Raw genomic sequence first — 18,711 nt, 5'->3', positions numbered from 1 at the left:
AACAAAAATCTTCCGGGAAAAAAACGCCGTTTACGGCGGCCCGTCAGGGCGGAGGACGCCCTACGTAAGTTTTTGACGTCGCCACGGCGACGGCCCGCAAGGGTAGCGGCCAAGGATGGCGCGCCACAAAAAAAAAGCCCCGGCTTTGACGGCCGGGGCTTTCAGCGACTTAACCGCCCCGGAGGGGCGGTTGTATACGGTGCTCGATGACGATATTACTCGTCGTCGCTGTTACCGAAGCCGGCGTTGAGCAGTTCGGCCAGGTTGGCGGAGGCTTCATCAGCACTCACCTGAGGCGCGACCGGCGCCTCGCCTGCCTGACGGCGACGCATACGATCCTGGTGGTACGCATAACCGGTACCCGCCGGGATCAAACGGCCTACGATAACGTTCTCTTTCAGACCGCGCAGTTCATCACGTTTACCGGCCACCGCCGCTTCAGTAAGCACGCGGGTGGTTTCCTGGAACGATGCCGCGGAAATGAAGGACTCGGTCGCCAGAGATGCCTTGGTAATACCCAGCAGATCGCGGCTGTAGGTTGCCGGGATCTTGCCATCCGCTTCCAACTGACGGTTGGCAATCTTGACGCGAGACATTTCCGCCTGCTCGCCTTCGAGGAACTCCGTGCCGCCGGCGCTGACGATGGTGCCTTTACGCAACATCTGACGAACGATAACTTCGATGTGTTTATCGTTAATCTTAACGCCCTGCAGACGGTAAACTTCCTGAACTTCGTTGGTGATGTAACGCGTTACCGCATGTACGCCACGCAAACGCAGGATGTCGTGCGGGGATTCCGGACCGTCGGAAACCACGTCGCCGCGTTCTACGCGTTCACCTTCAAACACGTTGAGCTGACGCCATTTCGGAATCATCTCTTCGTAGGCGTCGCTGCCGTCCAGCGGAGAAATCACCAGACGACGCTTGCCTTTGGTTTCCTTACCGAAGGAGATGATGCCGCTGATTTCCGCCAGAATCGCCGGCTCTTTCGGACGACGGGCTTCAAACAGGTCGGCAACGCGCGGCAGACCACCGGTAATATCCTTGGTACCGCCGGATTCCTGCGGAATACGCGCCAGGGTGTCGCCCGCGCTGATCTTCACGCCATCTTCCAGCTGAACAATCGCTTTACCCGGCAGGAAGTATTGAGCAGGCATATCGGTGCCCGGGATCAATACGTCTTCGCCTTTGTCATCAACGATTTTCAGCGCCGGACGCAGATCTTTACCGCTGCCGGTACGCTCCGCGCTGTCCAGAACCACGATGGAGGACAAACCGGTCAGTTCGTCGGTCTGACGGGTAATCGTCTGGCCGTCGACCATGTCCGTGAAGCGAATGTTACCGCCCACTTCGGTGATAACCGGCATGGTGTGCGGATCCCAGTTGGCTACGGTTTCGCCGCCGTTGACTTCGGCGCCGTCGCCTTTCGCCATCACCGCACCGTAAGGCACTTTATAGCTCTCTTTGGTACGGCCGAATTCGTCGATCAGCTTCAGCTCGGTGTTACGCGAGGTAATCACCAGCTTATCGTTGCTGTTGACCACGAACTTGGCGTTGTTCAGTTTCAGGCTACCTTTGTTTTTCACCTGAATGCTGGACTCGGCCGCCGCACGCGATGCCGCACCACCGATGTGGAAGGTACGCATGGTCAGCTGGGTGCCCGGTTCGCCGATAGACTGCGCGGCGATAACCCCGATGGCTTCACCTTTGTTAATCAGGTGACCGCGCGCCAGGTCGCGACCGTAGCACTTGGCGCACACGCCGAAGTCGGTTTCGCAGCTTACGACGGAGCGGACTTTCACCGCATCGACGGAGTTTTCTTCCAGCAGGTCACACCATTGCTCGTTGAGCAGGGTGTTGCGCGGCACCAGAATATCCGCCGTACCCGGCTTGATAACGTCTTCAGCCGTTACACGGCCCAGAACGCGCTCACGCAGCGGCTCTTTAACGTCGCCACCCTCGATAACCGGCGTCATCATGATGCCTTCGTGGGTACCGCAATCGTCCTCGGTGACCACCAGATCCTGCGCCACGTCAACCAGACGACGGGTCAGATAACCGGAGTTCGCGGTTTTCAATGCGGTATCCGCCAGACCTTTACGCGCACCGTGCGTGGAGATGAAGTACTGGAGTACGTTCAGACCCTCACGGAAGTTCGCGGTGATCGGCGTTTCGATAATCGAGCCGTCCGGCTTCGCCATCAGACCACGCATCCCCGCCAGCTGACGAATCTGCGCCGCGGAACCACGCGCGCCGGAGTCGGCCATCATAAAGATGCTGTTGAAGGAAACCTGCTGCTCGACCACGCCGTCACGGTTAACCACGTCTTCAACCGACAGGTTTTCCATCATCGCCTTGGCGACGCGTTCGTTGGCCGCGGCCCAGATATCGATAACCTTGTTGTAGCGTTCGCCGGCGGTAACCAGACCGGATTGGAACTGCTCCTGAATCTCGGCCACTTCGGTTTCGGCTTCTTCGATAATCCCGGCTTTCTTCGCAGGGATAACCATGTCGTCGATGCCGACGGAGGCGCCGGAACGGGCCGCATAGGCAAAACCGGTGTACATGATCTGGTCGGCGAAAATAACCGTCGGCTTCAGGCCCAAAATGCGATAACAGGTGTTGAGCATTTTGGAGATGGCTTTTTTGCCCAGCGGCTGGTTAACGATCGAGTACGGCAAACCTTTCGGTACGATCATCCACAGAATCGCCCGACCGATGGTGGTATCGATAATGCTGGTCTGATGCGTAACGTCGCCTTCGATGCTTTTAATCTCTTCCGTAATACGCACTTTGACGCGCGCATGCAGCGAGGCCAGACCGGCGCGGTAAACGCGTTCGGCTTCTTTCGGCCCGGTCAGCACCATGCCTTCGCCTTTGGCGTTGACGCAGTCGCGGGTCATGTAATACAGACCCAACACCACGTCCTGCGAAGGTACGATGATGGGCTCGCCGTTCGCCGGCGACAGAATGTTGTTGGTGGACATCATCAGCGCACGCGCTTCCAACTGGGCTTCCAGCGTCAGCGGTACGTGAACGGCCATCTGGTCGCCGTCGAAGTCGGCGTTATACGCGGCGCAGACCAGCGGGTGCAGTTGAATCGCCTTACCTTCGATCAGTACCGGTTCAAACGCCTGGATACCCAAACGGTGCAGCGTCGGCGCACGGTTCAGCAGCACCGGGTGTTCGCGAATCACTTCGTCCAGGATATCCCATACCACGGCTTCTTCGCGTTCAACCATCTTCTTGGCGGCTTTGATGGTGGTGGCCAGGCCACGCAGCTCCAGCTTGCCGTAGATGAAGGGTTTGAACAGCTCCAGCGCCATTTTCTTCGGCAGACCGCACTGATGCAGACGCAAGTATGGACCAACGGTGATAACCGAACGACCGGAGTAGTCGACGCGTTTACCCAGCAGGTTCTGACGGAAACGACCCTGCTTGCCTTTGATCATATCGGCCAGCGATTTCAGCGGACGCTTGTTGGAGCCGGTGATGGCACGACCGCGACGGCCGTTATCCAACAGGGCGTCGACCGCTTCCTGCAGCATACGTTTTTCGTTACGTACGATGATGTCAGGCGCGGCCAGATCCAGCAGGCGTTTCAGACGGTTGTTACGGTTAATGACGCGACGATAGAGATCGTTCAGGTCGGAGGTCGCGAAACGACCGCCGTCCAGCGGCACCAGCGGACGCAGATCCGGCGGCAGTACCGGCAGCACGGTGAGGATCATCCACTCCGGCTTGTTGCCGGACTGTACGAACGCTTCCAGCAGCTTGATACGCTTGGTCAGCTTCTTACGTTTGGTTTCGGAGTTGGTTTCATTCAACTCTTCGCGCAGCTGTTCACATTCCTGTTCCAGATCCATGTTTTTCAACAGGGCCTGAATAGCTTCCGCACCCATCTTGGCGTCGAATTCGTCACCGAATTCTTCCAGCGCATCCAGATACTGCTCTTCGGTCAGGATCTGACGCTTTTCAAGATTGGTCATGCCGCCTTCGACCACCACATAGGATTCGAAGTACAGCACGCGTTCGATATCACGCAGCGGCATATCCAGCAGCAAACCGATACGGGACGGCAGCGATTTCAGGAACCAGATATGCGCGGTGGGAGACGCCAGCTCGATGTGGCCCATACGCTCGCGGCGTACTTTGGTCTGGGTCACTTCAACGCCGCACTTCTCACAGATAACACCGCGGTGTTTCAAGCGCTTATACTTACCGCACAAGCACTCGTAGTCTTTTACCGGCCCAAAGATACGGGCGCAAAAAAGGCCGTCGCGTTCCGGTTTGAACGTACGGTAGTTAATGGTTTCTGGCTTTTTAACTTCACCAAAAGACCACGAACGGATCATGTCTGGCGAGGCCAGAGCAATTTTGATCGCATCAAACTCTTCGGTTTTAGTTTGCGCTTTCAGAAACTTTAATAAGTCTTTCACGGATTGGCTCCTGTCGGAGTTAGACCTGTCAGGCACCTAAACCTGTCGTTAAACAACAAAGTTCAGGTGCCCCTATGACGAATGCCAGCGATACAACGAGCTGGAATTACTCTTCTTCCAGCTCGATGTTGATACCCAGCGAGCGGATTTCTTTCAACAGTACGTTGAAGGATTCCGGCATGCCCGGTTCCATCTGATGATTGCCATCCACGATGTTTTTATACATCTTGGTACGGCCGTTCACGTCATCGGATTTAACCGTCAGCATTTCCTGCAGGGTATAGGCTGCGCCGTAAGCTTCCAGCGCCCACACTTCCATCTCACCGAAGCGCTGACCACCGAACTGCGCCTTACCACCCAGCGGCTGCTGAGTGACCAGGCTGTAAGAACCGGTGGAACGGGCGTGCATCTTGTCGTCGACCAAGTGGTTCAACTTCAGCATATACATATAGCCAACGGTAACCTGGCGCTCAAACTGCTCGCCGGTACGGCCGTCAAACAGCGTGATCTGACCGGAGGTCGGGATACCGCCCATCTGCAGCAGTTCCTTGATCTCTTTCTCTTTTGCACCGTCGAATACCGGCGTTGCAATCGGCATGCCCTTCTTCAGGTTCTCAGCCAGACGCAGAACTTCTTCGTCGGAGAAAGTGCTCAGGTCAACCTTCTGGCGCACATCGTCGCCCAGATCGTACGCTTTCTGGATGAACTCACGCAGCTTGGCCACTTCCTCGTGCCGCTTCAGCATGGCGTTGATCTTGTCGCCGATGCCTTTCGCCGCCATACCCAGGTGGGTTTCCAGAATCTGACCGATGTTCATACGCGACGGTACGCCCAGCGGGTTCAGCACGATGTCGACCGGCACGCCGTTCTCATCGTAAGGCATATCTTCGATCGGGTTGATCTTGGAGATAACGCCCTTGTTACCATGACGGCCGGCCATCTTGTCGCCGGGTTGGATCTGACGCTTAACGGCCAGATACACCTTGACGATTTTCAGCACGCCCGGCGCCAGATCGTCGCCCTGGGTGATTTTACGGCGCTTGGCTTCGAGTTTTTTCTCAAACTCGTGCTTCAGTTCGTCGTACTGTTCGGCCAACTGCTCCAACTGATTCTGTTTCTCTTCATCAGTCAGACCCAGCTCCAGCCAGCGCTCGCGCGGCAGCTTGTCCAGCTTGTCCGCTTCCACACCGCCGGAAACCAGCACCGCGTGGATACGGGCAAACAGACCGGCTTCCAGGATTTGCAGCTCTTCGGTCAGGTCTTTCTTGGCCTGCTTGAGCTGCATCTCTTCGATTTCCAGCGCGCGTTTGTCTTTTTCCACGCCGTCGCGGGTAAAGACCTGTACGTCGATAACCGTACCGGAAACGCCGTTCGGCACCCGCAGCGAGGAATCCTTAACGTCGGAGGCCTTCTCGCCGAAGATGGCGCGCAGCAGCTTCTCTTCCGGGGTCAGCTGGGTTTCGCCTTTCGGCGTTACCTTGCCCACCAGAATATCGCCGCCGGTCACTTCCGCACCGATATAAACGATGCCGGACTCATCCAGTTTGGACAGCGCCGCTTCGCCCACGTTCGGGATATCCGCGGTGATCTCCTCAGGCCCCAGCTTGGTGTCGCGCGACACGCAGGCCAGTTCCTGAATATGGATGGTGGTGAAACGGTCTTCCTGCACCACGCGCTCGGAGACGAGGATGGAGTCTTCGAAGTTGTAACCGTTCCACGGCATGAACGCCACGCGCATGTTCTGACCCAGCGCCAGTTCACCCAGATCGGTGGACGGGCCGTCAGCCAGCACGTCGCCGCGCTCAACCGGTTCGCCCAGCGACACGCACGGCATCTGGCTGATGCAGGTGTTCTGGTTGGAACGAGTGTATTTGGTCAGGTTGTAGATGTCGATCCCGGCTTCGCCCGGATACATCTCGTCGTCGTTAACGCGGATCACGATACGCGACGCATCGACATACTGCACGGTGCCGCCGCGTTTCGCGACCGCGGTAACCCCGGAGTCGACCGCAACCGCACGCTCCATGCCGGTACCCACCAGCGGCTTGTCGGCGCGCAGGGTCGGAACGGCCTGACGTTGCATGTTCGCACCCATCAAGGCGCGGTTGGCGTCATCGTGTTCCAGGAAGGGAATCAGCGACGCCCCGACGGATACCACCTGCTGGGTGGATACGTCCATATATTCAACCTGATCGCGGCTGAACAGGCTGGACTCGCCTTTGTTACGGCAGGTTACCAGCTCATCGATGAAGTGGCCTTCTTCGTCCAGGTTGGTGTTCGCCTGGGCGATAACGAAGTTGCCTTCCTCAATTGCCGACAGGTAATGGATTTCATCGGTTACCACATTGTCGCGCACGCGGCGATACGGGGTTTCCAGGAAGCCATACTCGTTGGTCTGCGCATACACGGACAGGGAGTTGATCAGACCGATGTTCGGACCTTCCGGCGTTTCGATAGGACATACGCGGCCGTAGTGGGTCGGGTGTACGTCTCGAACTTCAAAGCCGGCGCGCTCGCGGGTCAGACCGCCCGGGCCCAGTGCGGAGATACGACGTTTGTGCGTAATCTCGGACAGCGGGTTGTTCTGGTCCATAAACTGCGACAGCTGGCTGGAACCGAAGAACTCTTTCACCGCCGCCGAAATCGGCTTGGCGTTGATCATGTCCTGCGGCATCAGGGTGTCGAGGTCGCCCAGGGAAAGACGCTCTTTCACCGCACGCTCTACGCGCACCAGACCGACGCGGAACTGGTTTTCCGCCATTTCACCGACGGAACGGATACGGCGGTTGCCGAGGTGGTCGATATCATCCACTTCGCCCTTGCCGTTACGGATATCGATGAGCTTCTTCATCACTTCGATGATGTCTTCTTTGCTCAGGATACCGGAACCTTCGATCTCGTCGCGCAGCAGGGATCGGTTAAACTTCATCCGGCCGACCGCGGAGAGGTCATAACGATCTTCGGAGAAGAACAGGTTCTCGAACAGCGTTTCCGCCGCTTCACGCGTCGGCGGCTCGCCGGGACGCATCATGCGGTAAATTTCCACCAGCGCGCTCAGGCGATCGCTTGACGGATCGACACGCACGGTTTCCGATATATACGGACCGTGATCCAGGTCGTTGGTGAACAGGGTTTCAATCTGTTTGTGGCCGGACTGGCTGAGCTTCGCCAGCAGATCCAGCGACAGCTCCATATTCGCCGCGCCAATCAGTTCGCCGGTGCTCTCATCGATATAATCTTTGGACAACACTTTGCCGACGATATATTCAACCGGCACTTCGATACGCTCAATGCCGTCTTTCTCCAACTGACGGATATGACGGGCAGTGATGCGGCGGCCTTTTTCAACGTAAACCTTGCCTTCCGCTTCAATGTCGAAAGAGGCCGTTTCACCGCGCAGGCGTTCAGGAACCAGATCCATCTGCAACTTATTGCCATTGATTTCATAGACAATCTTGTCGAAGAACAAATCCAGAATCTGTTCGGTGGAGTAACCCAGCGCGCGCAGGATAATGGTCGCCGGCAGTTTGCGGCGGCGGTCGATACGGACGAACAGGTTATCTTTCGGATCGAATTCGAAATCCAGCCAGGAACCACGGTAAGGGATAATACGTGCGTTATACAGTACCTTACCTGAAGAGTGGGTTTTACCCTTGTCGCTGTCGAAGAATACGCCCGGACTGCGGTGCAGCTGAGAAACGATAACACGCTCGGTACCGTTGATCACAAAGGTGCCGTTGTCGGTCATGAGCGGAATTTCGCCCATGTAGACTTCTTGCTCTTTGATGTCTTTAACGGTGCCTTCAGGCGCTTCACGCTCGTAAATCACCAGGCGCAATTTGACGCGCAGCGGCGCGGAAAAAGTCACGCCTCGGATTTGACATTCTTTAACGTCAAATACCGGCTCGCCCAGGCGATAGCTAACGTATTGCAGCTCTGAATTGCCGCTATAGCTTTGTATGGGGAAAACAGAACGGAATGCAGCTTCCAGACCGTACTGACCTTCCGGATCTTGCTCGATGAACTTCTGGAACGAGTCAAGCTGGATAGAAAGGAGATAAGGTATGTCAAGCACCTGCGGACGCTTGCCAAAATCCTTACGAATGCGTTTTTTCTCGGTATAGGAGTAAACCATAGGGTTCCTCAGCTCGCTGAAAAGTCGAACTACTCTGTCCGTCCTAGCAAGGACAGGTCATGCAACACTATTTACGTTTTGCCGGAAATGGAGACCTTTCCGTAATACCTCTTTCTATTACTCTTAAACCATTTCATTGCTCTTGTTCGGGCAGGGAACCCAGACAGGGAAGCAGTATATTAAGTCGTCAATAGAAAAAGATATTGGGGTGAATCAATGGCTGAATAGTGTGAAACCCCATTGATGCCCTACAGAGCAAAAAGGCTGGTGACTAAAAAGTCACCAGCCATCAGCCTGATAAATCAGACTGCAACCTGGAAAGATGGCTTATTTAACTTCAACTTCAGCGCCAGCTTCTTCCAGTGCTTTCTTCAGCGTTTCGGCGTCATCTTTGCTGATGCCTTCTTTCAGAGCGGCCGGAGCGGATTCAACCAGGTCTTTGGCTTCTTTCAGGCCCAGACCGGTTGCGCCACGTACTGCTTTGATAACGGCAACTTTGTTAGCGCCGATGGCTTTCAGCACAACGTCGAACTCGGTTTTTTCTTCAACGGCTTCAGCCGGGCCGGCAGCAACGGCTACGGCAGCGGCAGCGGAAACGCCGAATTTTTCTTCCATGGCGGAGATCAGTTCAACGATTTCCATTACAGTCAGAGCTGCAACGCCTTCAAGGATTTGTTCTTTAGTGATAGACATAACAAGTGTTCCTAAAATTCAGAAATAGTTTATACGCAAGCATAACGTCGGGAAAAGAAAGGCGGTTAAGCCGCTTCTTTCTGATCGCGCAGTGCAGCCAGAGTGCGAACCAGTTTGCCTGCAGAGGCTTCTTTCATGGTTGCCATCAGGCGTGCGATTGCTTCGTCGTAAGTAGGCAGCGTTGCCAAGCGGTCAATTTGCGCCGCAGAGATAAACTCACCTTCAAAGGCCGCAGCTTTAACCTCGAATTTTGCATTCGCTTTCGCGAACTCTTTGAATAAACGGGCGGCAGCGCCTGGATGTTCAGTAGAGAATGCAATCAAGGTCGGACCGACAAACGTGTCTTTCAGGCACTCGAAAGGAGTCCCTTCAACAGCGCGGCGAATCAACGTGTTGCGTACAACACGCATATATACGCCGGCTTCACGACCTGCTTTACGCAGTTCAGTCATTTTATCCACGGTTACGCCACGGGAATCCGCAACAACCGCAGACAGCGCGCCTTTGGCCACTTCGCTGACTTCAGCAACAATCGCTTGTTTGTCTTGAAGATTTAATGCCATTAGCTTTTGCTCCTGGATTTAGCCGGAGGAAACCTCCGGAACTCACTTCACTTATCGCCAAAATGGAAATAAGCGTTGAAACACGGTGAGCAGAATCCAGCAAAGACCATTCTTTAACTATTTGTATAAATAATAAAAAATTTCTTCAGGCTCTGTCACCGTCTACGCAGGAAGATTAAGTCTCTCGCGAGACGCCTGCGGTCTTGGACGGAGGCCTGGATAGGCCAGGCTCCAACCGAAAATTCTTCTTTAATTCCGCTAACGGAACAACGGGCGTAAGATTATAGGTAAATCACACGCCCGAGTAAAGCGAAACAAAAGCTATCAGACAGCGACTGCGTTCAGACCGCTCTGGTCAATCGCCACGCCGGCGCCCATCGTAGTGGACAGGCTGACTTTCTTGATGTACACGCCTTTCGCCTGAGACGGTTTGGCTTTTTTCAGCGCAACCAGCAGAGACTCCAGGTTTTCCTTCAGTTTGTCCGAGTCGAAATCAACCTTACCGATAGTGGTATGGATGATGCCGTTTTTGTCGTTACGATAACGCACCTGACCCGCTTTGGCGTTTTTAACCGCTTCGGCAACGTTAGGGGTTACGGTGCCAACTTTCGGGTTTGGCATCAGGCCGCGCGGCCCCAGAACCTGGCCTAACTGGCCGACAACGCGCATGGCATCCGGAGATGCGATAACCACGTCGAAGTTCATTTCGCCTTTCTTGATCTGATCGGCCAGATCTTCCATACCCACCAGTTCAGCGCCGGCAGCTTTGGCGGCTTCGGCGTTTGCGCCCTGGGTGAAGACGGCAACGCGAACGGAACGACCGGTGCCGTGCGGCAGAACGGTGGCGCCACGAACGTTTTGGTCGGATTTACGCGCGTCGATGCCGAGATTAACGGCTACGTCCACGCTTTCTACGAATTTAGCAGTGGCCAGCTCTTTGAGCAGGGCAACAGCTTCGTTGATGTCGTACTGTTTAGTTGCATCAACTTTGTCACGGATCACGCGCATGCGCTTGGTCAGCTTAGCCATTTATTAACCCTCCACTACCAGGCCCATGGAACGAGCAGTGCCTTCGATGGAACGCGCCATGGCATCCACGTCAGAACCAGTCATGTCCGCAGCTTTGGTCTCTGCGATTTCACGAATCTGAGCACTCGTCACTTTACCTACTTTGTCTTTGTTCGGCTTGCCGGAACCAGACTTGATACCCGCCGCTTTCTTCAGCAGAACGGCTGCCGGAGGCGTTTTGGTAACGAAGGTGAAAGAACGGTCAGAATAAACGGTAATAACAACCGGGATCGGCAGGCCTTTTTCAACGCTTTCAGTTTTAGCATTGAACGCCTTGCAGAATTCCATGATGTTGACACCCTGCTGACCCAGAGCCGGACCTACCGGTGGACTCGGGTTAGCCATACCAGCCGCAACCTGCAGCTTGACGTAGGCTTGTACTTTCTTGGCCATTTTACTTTCCTCGAATGGGTAATAGCGCCTTGCAAAAGGCTCCCCGTGGTTTAATACGTTTCAGATGCCTGTCAGGCACCCTAAAAACAAAAGGCGCGAAATTGTAGATTAATTTCGCGCCAGAGACAAGCGGCAGTTTCAGCGATGCGAATAAATGTTTAGCCTTTATCCACCTGGCTGAAGTCGAGTTCCACCGGGGTGGCGCGACCAAAGATCGAGACGGAGACTTTCAGGCGGCTTTTTTCGTAATCCACTTCTTCCACCACGCCGTTGAAGTCGGCGAACGGGCCGTCGCTGACGCGCACCATTTCACCCGGCTCAAACAGGGTTTTCGGACGCGGCTTATCGCCCGCCTGCTGAAGGCGATTCATGATGGCGTCAACTTCTTTGTCGCTGATCGGCGCCGGTCGGTCGGAAGTGCCGCCGATAAAACCCATGACGCGCGGCACGCTGCGCACCAGGTGCCAGCTCGCATCTTCCATCACCATCTGTACCAGTACGTAACCGGGGAAGAATTTACGTTCGCTTTTGCGGCGCTGGCCGCCGCGAATTTCAACAACTTCCTCTGTCGGCACCATGACGTCGCCGAACAGCTCTTCCATGTTATGCAATTTGATATGCTCACGCAGCGACTGAGCCACGCGGCCTTCAAAACCGGAAAACGCCTGCACGACGTACCAACGTTTTTTTGGGGCTTCAGACATCTTAGAACCTCAGGCCAGTGATAAACGATACCAATCGGACCAGAATACCATCCAGCCCCCACAAAATCAGTGACATCACGGCAGTAACCGCGGCAACGATTAACGTGGTGTGTAACGTTTCCTGACGAGTCGGCCAAATGACTTTGCGTACTTCGGTACGGGCTTCACGGGCAAACGTTACTGTCGCTTTGCCTTTGGCGGTCAGCAATGCCACGCCACCGGCGGCGGCAATCAGGACAACAACCGCCAATGCGCGCAGCGGCAGGCTAAACTCGCGGTAGTAATAGTTGCCGACAATCGCAACTACCAGCAATACGGCTACGACCAGCCACTTAATCGCTTCCAGGCCACGCCCGCTCCCCTGAGCTTCGGTATTCGCACTCATAAACCAACCCGTCACAATGATTCAGACAAATAACTTTGCCCCGCAACGCAGGGCAAACCAAACCGAAAGATGTTCTGTAAACGAATAATTCGGTATTTACGCCGTATCTACAGAGCCTATCTCACCAATGATTATATTCGATAATCGCTGATGAGATAGGTTCTACCGCATGACAGCGTAGAAAAAGGGCATCAAATGATGCCCTTTTATCGCGTGTCGCGTCAAACGTTATCCGCAATTAAGCGATAACTTTAGCAACAACGCCCGCGCCTACGGTACGGCCGCCTTCACGGATGGCGAAACGCAGACCGTCGTCCATCGCGATGGGGTGGATCAGGGTAACGACCATTTTGACGTTGTCGCCCGGCATAACCATTTCCACGCCTTCCGGCAGTTCGATGGTGCCCGTTACGTCAGTGGTACGGAAGTAGAACTGCGGACGGTAGCCTTTGAAGAACGGAGTATGACGGCCGCCTTCGTCTTTGGACAGGATATAAACTTCAGACTCGAACTGAGTGTGAGGTTTGATAGAACCTGGTTTGGCCAGTACCTGACCGCGTTCGATCTCTTCACGCTTGATACCGCGCAGCAGAACGCCGACGTTCTCGCCCGCACGGCCTTCGTCCAGCAGTTTGCGGAACATTTCAACGCCGGTACAGGTGGATTTCGCGGTATCTTTGATGCCCACGATTTCAACTTCTTCACCGACTTTGATGATGCCGCGCTCTACGCGACCGGTAACAACGGTACCGCGACCGGAGATGGAGAATACGTCTTCGATAGGCAGCAGGAACGGCTTGTCGATGGCACGCTCAGGTTCCGGGATGTAGGTATCCAGGTGACCGGCCAGTTCGATGATTTTCGCTTCCCACTCGGCATCGCCTTCCAGCGCTTTCAGCGCGGAACCACGTACGATTGGAGTATCGTCGCCCGGGAAGTCGTACTGAGACAGCAGCTCGCGCACTTCCATCTCAACCAGTTCCAGCAGCTCTTCATCATCAACCATGTCGCATTTGTTCAGGAACACGATGATGTAAGGAACACCTACCTGGCGGCCCAGCAGGATGTGCTCGCGGGTCTGCGGCATCGGGCCGTCGGTCGCGGCGACAACCAGGATCGCGCCGTCCATCTGCGCGGCGCCGGTGATCATGTTTTTCACATAGTCGGCGTGTCCCGGGCAGTCAACGTGCGCGTAGTGGCGAGTCGGGGTATCGTATTCAACGTGAGAGGTGTTGATGGTGATACCACGGGCTTTTTCTTCCGGCGCGTTATCGATCTGGTCGAATGCGCGGGCGGCGCCGCCGTAGGTTTTAGCCAATACGGAGGTGATAGCCGCAGTCAGCGTTGTTTTACCATGGTCAACGTGGCCGATAGTACCGACGTTAACGTGCGGTTTTGTACGTTCAAATTTTTCTTTAGACATCGATAGTCCCTCTAAGACACGGATAAATCGGTGGTATCACCACATCAACCAAGCGTTTGCTTGCTGAATTTTTTAACAGAAAGAAATCAGGAGGAAGAATAAAGAAGTGGTGCTGATAGGCAGATTCGAACTGCCGACCTCACCCTTACCAAGGGTGCGCTCTACCAACTGAGCTATATCAGCACATCTTTGGAGCGGGCAGTGGGAATCGAACCCACATCATCAGCTTGGAAGGCTGAGGTAATAGCCATTATACGATGCCCGCATCCTGGAACTCGGCTACCTGATTTTTCTGTAGATTTTGAAATTGGAGGATAACGTTACCCTCCGCATTCTTCGATCCGGCTTAGTATTACATACCGTATCGATTTTATCCTGTCGCCAGGATTGAATCTGTCGAAGGTTCTCACCTTCCCCAACGTGATACAAGCTGCTTATCACATCGGGTCAGCCATTTTTCATGGCTTGAATTTGGTGGTGGGGGAAGGATTCGAACCTTCGAAGTCTGTGACGGCAGATTTACAGTCTGCTCCCTTTGGCCGCTCGGGAACCCCACCTAATTGTCTACTTAATGGTGCCGGCTGCCGGAATCGAACTGGCGACCTACTGATTACAAGTCAGTTGCTCTACCTACTGAGCTAAGCCGGCATCAAGTGCTGCGCATTCTAGGTAGACCGAACGACCTATGCAACAAAAAAATTGCCCAAAACGCACTATCGCTTAGATTTTATCCAAATTTGAACCCGGATCCACACGGGCGACAATAATTCGCCCAAAGAAACGCCTAATCCGGCGAACGGCGGATGGCCGACGGATAAAATATCAACCCGGTCTACTGCACCAAAACAGGGATTATCGCCCCGCCTGAATGCACTTTTTTGACAGCCATGCCCGTTATTCCGCGTATTCGGCCGGTTATCGCTGATTGGAACGAATTTTGCTTCATCTAAAGCATGTTCACCGGTCAGGAGACTCATCATGAAAATCGTATCCCTCAATGTCGCCACCCTGCCAGTCTATCGCGGTGAGCTTGCCAATCTATTGATAGATGCGGTCGCCAAAGGAGCCTCTGTTGGATTTCAGACCCCGTTATCCCATGAAGCAGCGGAGAGTTATTTTCACGGCTTACGCCCGTCGATCGCCAAAGGTGAGCGCATGCTGTGGATCGCCCGCGACGCGGAGGGGGTGGTCGGAAGCGTGCAATTGGAGCTCTGTCAAAAATCCAACGGACAGAATCGAGCCGAAATTCAAAAATTGCTGGTGCATAGCCGGGCAAGAAGAATGGGCATCGGCAGGCGATTGATGCAAAACCTGGAAAAGGCCGCACTCCAGCAGCAACGTGGGTTACTTTATCTGGATACGCAGGCGGGTTCCCCTGCGGAGATGTTCTATCGCTCGCTGGGATACCGCTATTTAGGCGAACTTCCCGACTATGCCAGCACGCCCGATGGCTATTACCATCCCACCGCGATTTACTATAAGCGCCTCTTCGCGGTGAATCACGTAGAGCGGGCGATTGCCAGCTAACGCCACTGCCCGGCGTCTCTTTAATAGAGGCATCGGGTAGCAAACTGATTTTCTCTTCTTTTTCCCACCGGCAAAGTGTTAACCTGCCCCTAATCAAAACTATTACATCAAGAAAAGGTTCTACGGCCTGAGGCGAGCAGATTATACTATGCTGCTCGTTTATCGGTGGGCTGAAGTCCCCTTTCTTACCTGTATAAGCAGGCAGAATCAGACTTATGAGAAATAGAGAGCAATCTTTGGCTACGCCATATCTACAATTTGATCGCCGCCAATGGGCCGCCTTGCGCGATTCTGTTCCATTAACGCTGACAGAGGAAGAGATCGTTAAACTCAAAGGGATTAACGAAGATCTTTCATTAGACGAAGTCGCTGAAATTTATCTGCCTTTGTCCCGCCTGCTTAACTTCTATATCAGTTCCAATCTGCGCCGCCAGGCGGTTTTAGAGCAGTTTTTGGGGACCGATGGCCAGAAGATCCCTTATATCATCAGTATCGCAGGCAGCGTAGCCGTCGGCAAAAGCACCGCGGCGCGCGTTCTGCAGGCGTTACTCAGCCGTTGGCCTGAACATCGCAGCGTGGAGCTCATCACCACCGACGGCTTTCTTCATCCGAATAAAGTTTTAAAAGATCGCAATCTGATGAAGAAAAAAGGCTTTCCCCAATCTTATGATATGCATAGTTTGGTGAACTTTGTTTCCGCTATTAAGTCAGGCGCAGATACGGTCACGGCACCGATTTATTCACATCTCATCTATGATATTGTGCCGAATCATCATAAGGTGCTACAGCAACCCGATATTTTGATATTGGAAGGTTTAAACGTATTACAGAGCGGCATGGATTATCCCCATGACCCGCACAGAGTTTTTGTCTCTGACTTCGTTGATTTTTCAATTTATGTCGATGCGCCGGAAGAGTTATTAAAAAGCTGGTATATCAACCGCTTCCTGAAATTCCGACAGGGCGCTTTTTCCAATCCAAGCTCCTATTTTCACAATTACGCCAAGCTGCCGGAGCAAGAAGCCATCGATATTGCCTCACAGCTTTGGCAAGAGATAAACGGGCTTAATTTAAAGCAAAATATTCTGCCGACGCGTGAAAGAGCCAGTCTTATTATGACAAAAAGCGCCAATCATGCCGTGGAATACGTCCGTTTGAGAAAGTAAATGGGCGTTTAAAATAAAGGGGTGGTAGTAACACCCCTTTATTTTATAATCCTCTTAACGAAATTTCTCCGCCAATATACTGTGTCAATTCACCATCGCTCTCCAGTAACAACGCTCCCTGATTATCAATGCCTCGCTCAATTCCATGTATTTCTCTATTACCGATAAGCAATTTGACCGGACGGTTAAAATAATTATCCAGCTGCTCCCATCGGGAAATAAACGGCGCCAGTCTTTGTTGCTCGAAGGTGGCTAACGCGCGTCTGAGCTCTGAAATCAGCGTCGCGCTCAGCGTATTACGATCGACGTCGATCCCCGCTTCCTGGAGGTTGATCCAGCCCTGATCGATCACCTTATCTGTAGGCTCACGCATCCGTAAGTTGATACCGATACCAATGACCAAATGTGCCGCGTCACCGGTTTTTCCCGTTAACTCAACCAGAATACCGGCCAGCTTGCGATCGTTGAGATAGAGATCGTTCGGCCATTTGACGCGAACCCCTTCAGCGCCGAGCTTGTGCAGCACCTCGGCCATCACGATCCCAATGACCAGACTGACGCCGACCGCCGCGGCGGGGCCTTGTTCCAAACGCCAATACAATGATAAATAAAGATTGGCGCCAAAGGGAGAAAACCACTGACGCCCCCGGCGCCCGCGCCCAGACTGCTGGTACTCCGCAATACAGGCATCCCCGGAGGATAACGAACTCAGTCTGTCCAGAAGATATTGATTGGTGGAGTCAACCACCGGCAAAACCCTGACCCCACCGTCCGGCAAGGCGCCGAGGATCTGTTTCTCATCCAGCAGTTGCATCGGTGCGGGCAGGCAATATCCTTTCCCGGTAACGGTAAAAACATCTATCCCCCACTCCCGGATAGTCTGAATATGTTTATTAATCGCCGCGCGGCTCATCCCCATCATTTCACCCAGAACTTCCCCTGAGTAAAACCCGCCGTCCGACAGAACCTTGATTAATCTGAGAGGAACTTTAATATCCTTCATGATAATACCCCGACAGCATCCACCTCTCCAGTGGCGGCAATAAAACGCACCTCTGGCTCCAGCCAGATACCAAATCGCTCAGCTACCTGGCCGCGGACATGGCGCGCCAGATCGACGATATCCTGGCTGGTCGCATTGTCTTTATTAATCAGCACTAATGCCTGTTGGTCGTGTACCGCTGCGCCGCCCACCTGAAAACCTTTTAAGCCGCACTGATCTATCAACCACCCGGCCGCCAGCTTTATTTGACCATCTGGTTGTAAATAATGGGGAGCGCTTGGGTATTTTTGCAAAATATCAGCAGAATGCTCCGCCGTAATAACCGGGTTTTTAAAGAAACTGCCCGCATTGCCGGTAACCGCAGGATCCGGCAATTTGCTACGCCGCATATGGCAAACCATATCGAATATTTGCCGAGGTGTGGCCGTAGCCGGATCCAGCTTATTCAAATCACCGTAGCCTAATAGCGGATTCCAGTTTTTATGCAAAAACAAGCCAACGGCAGTGATGACGAATCCATCCCTGTATTGATGTTTGAATATACTTTCCCGGTAACCAAATTGGCACTCGGAAGCAGTGAGACGTTTTACCGTGCCAAGGTTCAGATCTAACAAATCAACATACTCACATACGCTCTTCAGCTCTACGCCATAGGCACCAATATTCTGTATCGGCGCGGAGCCAACACATCCAGGGATCAACGCAAGATTCTCTAAACCGGCCATCCCCAACTCGAGCGAGTACTGCACCAGACGATGCCAATTTTCACCGGCGCCGACATGAAGATGCCATCCATCAACGTCTTCCTTAACGTCAACACCCTTAAGCCGGTTAAGCAGGACCGTGCCGGCAAAGTCTTCCAGGAAAAGAATATTACTCCCTTCCCCCAACAGCAAAACAGGGCGTTGCGATAAACGGGCGGCACGCCATCCAGCAATAAGTTGCGCTTGTGTATCGGCAACGGTGGCTTGCGACGCGAAAACAGGTAATGCGAAAGTATGATATGGTTTTAGCGATATGACACTATTCGTCATAGTATGAGTACTCTTTAGATCAGATGTTCCATAGTCTACCCGATCCCGAGTGGATGGTAGCGTGGTTTTATCTTAATAACGACCGTGATTCATCGTCATCCCACAACGCAAAAAGCCCCATGCTTTCGCATGAGGCTTTTTACTTTATTTGATGCCTGGCAGTTCCCTACTCTCACAT

At 53.7% G+C, this 18,711-nt stretch carries 14 protein-coding genes and 4 tRNA genes; 2 read left to right on the top strand and 16 right to left on the bottom strand.

Annotation, left to right across the window (positions count from 1 at the left end; all coding sequences use genetic code 11):
* Window positions 1-215: 215 nt before the first annotated feature.
* From rpoC to MFP24_RS00805, 14 genes are all read right to left on the bottom strand, one after another.
* The gene (gene rpoC / locus MFP24_RS00870; RefSeq protein WP_249228714.1) at window positions 216-4,439 is read right to left on the bottom strand and encodes a DNA-directed RNA polymerase subunit beta'; all 4,224 of its coding nucleotides are present in this window, start codon (window positions 4,437-4,439) and stop codon (window positions 216-218) included.
* Between the two features lie 106 nt (window positions 4,440-4,545).
* Entirely contained in the window at window positions 4,546-8,574 is a 4,029-nt protein-coding gene (gene rpoB / locus MFP24_RS00865) for a DNA-directed RNA polymerase subunit beta (RefSeq protein ID WP_249228713.1), read from the bottom strand.
* Window positions 8,575-8,901: 327 nt separating this feature from the next.
* Complete coding sequence (gene rplL, locus MFP24_RS00860; protein ID WP_009114816.1) at window positions 8,902-9,267, bottom strand: 50S ribosomal protein L7/L12; 366 nt, start codon at window positions 9,265-9,267, stop codon at window positions 8,902-8,904.
* A 65-nt stretch (window positions 9,268-9,332) separates the two neighbouring features.
* Entirely contained in the window at window positions 9,333-9,830 is a 498-nt protein-coding gene (rplJ, locus tag MFP24_RS00855) for a 50S ribosomal protein L10 (RefSeq protein WP_009114817.1), read from the bottom strand.
* 324 nt (window positions 9,831-10,154) lie between these two features.
* The gene (gene rplA, locus MFP24_RS00850; protein ID WP_009114818.1) at window positions 10,155-10,859 is read right to left on the bottom strand and encodes a 50S ribosomal protein L1; all 705 of its coding nucleotides are present in this window, start codon (window positions 10,857-10,859) and stop codon (window positions 10,155-10,157) included.
* Between the two features lie 3 nt (window positions 10,860-10,862).
* The gene (gene rplK, locus MFP24_RS00845; RefSeq protein ID WP_249228712.1) at window positions 10,863-11,291 is read right to left on the bottom strand and encodes a 50S ribosomal protein L11; all 429 of its coding nucleotides are present in this window, start codon (window positions 11,289-11,291) and stop codon (window positions 10,863-10,865) included.
* A 158-nt stretch (window positions 11,292-11,449) separates the two neighbouring features.
* Window positions 11,450-11,995, bottom strand: coding sequence for a transcription termination/antitermination protein NusG (gene nusG, locus MFP24_RS00840; RefSeq protein ID WP_009114820.1), 546 nt, complete (start codon window positions 11,993-11,995; stop codon window positions 11,450-11,452).
* Window position 11,996: 1 nt separating this feature from the next.
* Window positions 11,997-12,380: a preprotein translocase subunit SecE gene (secE, locus tag MFP24_RS00835; protein WP_009114821.1), complete on the bottom strand. Its 384-nt coding sequence runs from the start codon at window positions 12,378-12,380 to the stop codon at window positions 11,997-11,999.
* Between the two features lie 238 nt (window positions 12,381-12,618).
* The gene (gene tuf / locus MFP24_RS00830) at window positions 12,619-13,803 is read right to left on the bottom strand and encodes an elongation factor Tu (RefSeq protein ID WP_249228710.1); all 1,185 of its coding nucleotides are present in this window, start codon (window positions 13,801-13,803) and stop codon (window positions 12,619-12,621) included.
* Window positions 13,804-13,910: 107 nt separating this feature from the next.
* Window positions 13,911-13,986 (bottom strand) — tRNA-Thr (locus tag MFP24_RS00825).
* A 7-nt stretch (window positions 13,987-13,993) separates the two neighbouring features.
* Window positions 13,994-14,068, bottom strand: a tRNA-Gly gene (locus MFP24_RS00820).
* A gap of 207 nt (window positions 14,069-14,275) precedes the next feature.
* A tRNA-Tyr gene (locus MFP24_RS00815) sits at window positions 14,276-14,360 on the bottom strand.
* A gap of 15 nt (window positions 14,361-14,375) precedes the next feature.
* A tRNA-Thr gene (locus MFP24_RS00810) sits at window positions 14,376-14,451 on the bottom strand.
* Between the two features lie 65 nt (window positions 14,452-14,516).
* Window positions 14,517-14,783, bottom strand: coding sequence for a hypothetical protein (locus tag MFP24_RS00805; protein ID WP_249228709.1), 267 nt, complete (start codon window positions 14,781-14,783; stop codon window positions 14,517-14,519).
* On the opposite strand from MFP24_RS00805, the gene MFP24_RS00800 reads away from it, so the two are divergent.
* On the top strand, window positions 14,782-15,330 hold the full coding sequence (locus MFP24_RS00800; protein ID WP_249228708.1) for a GNAT family N-acetyltransferase: 549 nt from the start codon (window positions 14,782-14,784) through the stop codon (window positions 15,328-15,330). The two genes, MFP24_RS00805 and MFP24_RS00800, sit on opposite strands and share 2 nt — an antisense overlap.
* Before the next feature lie 215 nt (window positions 15,331-15,545).
* Window positions 15,546-16,496, top strand: a complete 951-nt coding sequence (coaA, locus tag MFP24_RS00795; protein WP_249228707.1) for a type I pantothenate kinase — start codon at window positions 15,546-15,548, stop codon at window positions 16,494-16,496.
* A 43-nt stretch (window positions 16,497-16,539) separates the two neighbouring features.
* Here the strand turns inward: coaA and birA are convergent, their stop codons facing one another.
* Window positions 16,540-17,499 (bottom strand): bifunctional biotin--[acetyl-CoA-carboxylase] ligase/biotin operon repressor BirA, encoded by a 960-nt coding sequence (gene birA / locus MFP24_RS00790; protein ID WP_249228706.1) that lies wholly within the window; start codon window positions 17,497-17,499, stop codon window positions 16,540-16,542.
* Window positions 17,496-18,533 carry a UDP-N-acetylmuramate dehydrogenase gene (murB, locus tag MFP24_RS00785; protein ID WP_249228705.1) on the bottom strand — a complete coding sequence of 346 codons (1,038 nt, stop codon included), beginning with the start codon at window positions 18,531-18,533 and terminating at the stop codon, window positions 17,496-17,498. Before murB ends, birA begins: the two co-directional genes overlap by 4 nt.
* Between the last annotated feature and the right edge of the window lie 178 nt (window positions 18,534-18,711).

The organism is Brenneria tiliae (assembly GCF_023347575.1).
GTDB lineage: Bacteria > Pseudomonadota > Gammaproteobacteria > Enterobacterales > Enterobacteriaceae > Brenneria > Brenneria corticis.
Note: the sequence above shows the minus strand (reverse complement) of the source record. Positions and strands in the feature narration are given on the sequence as shown.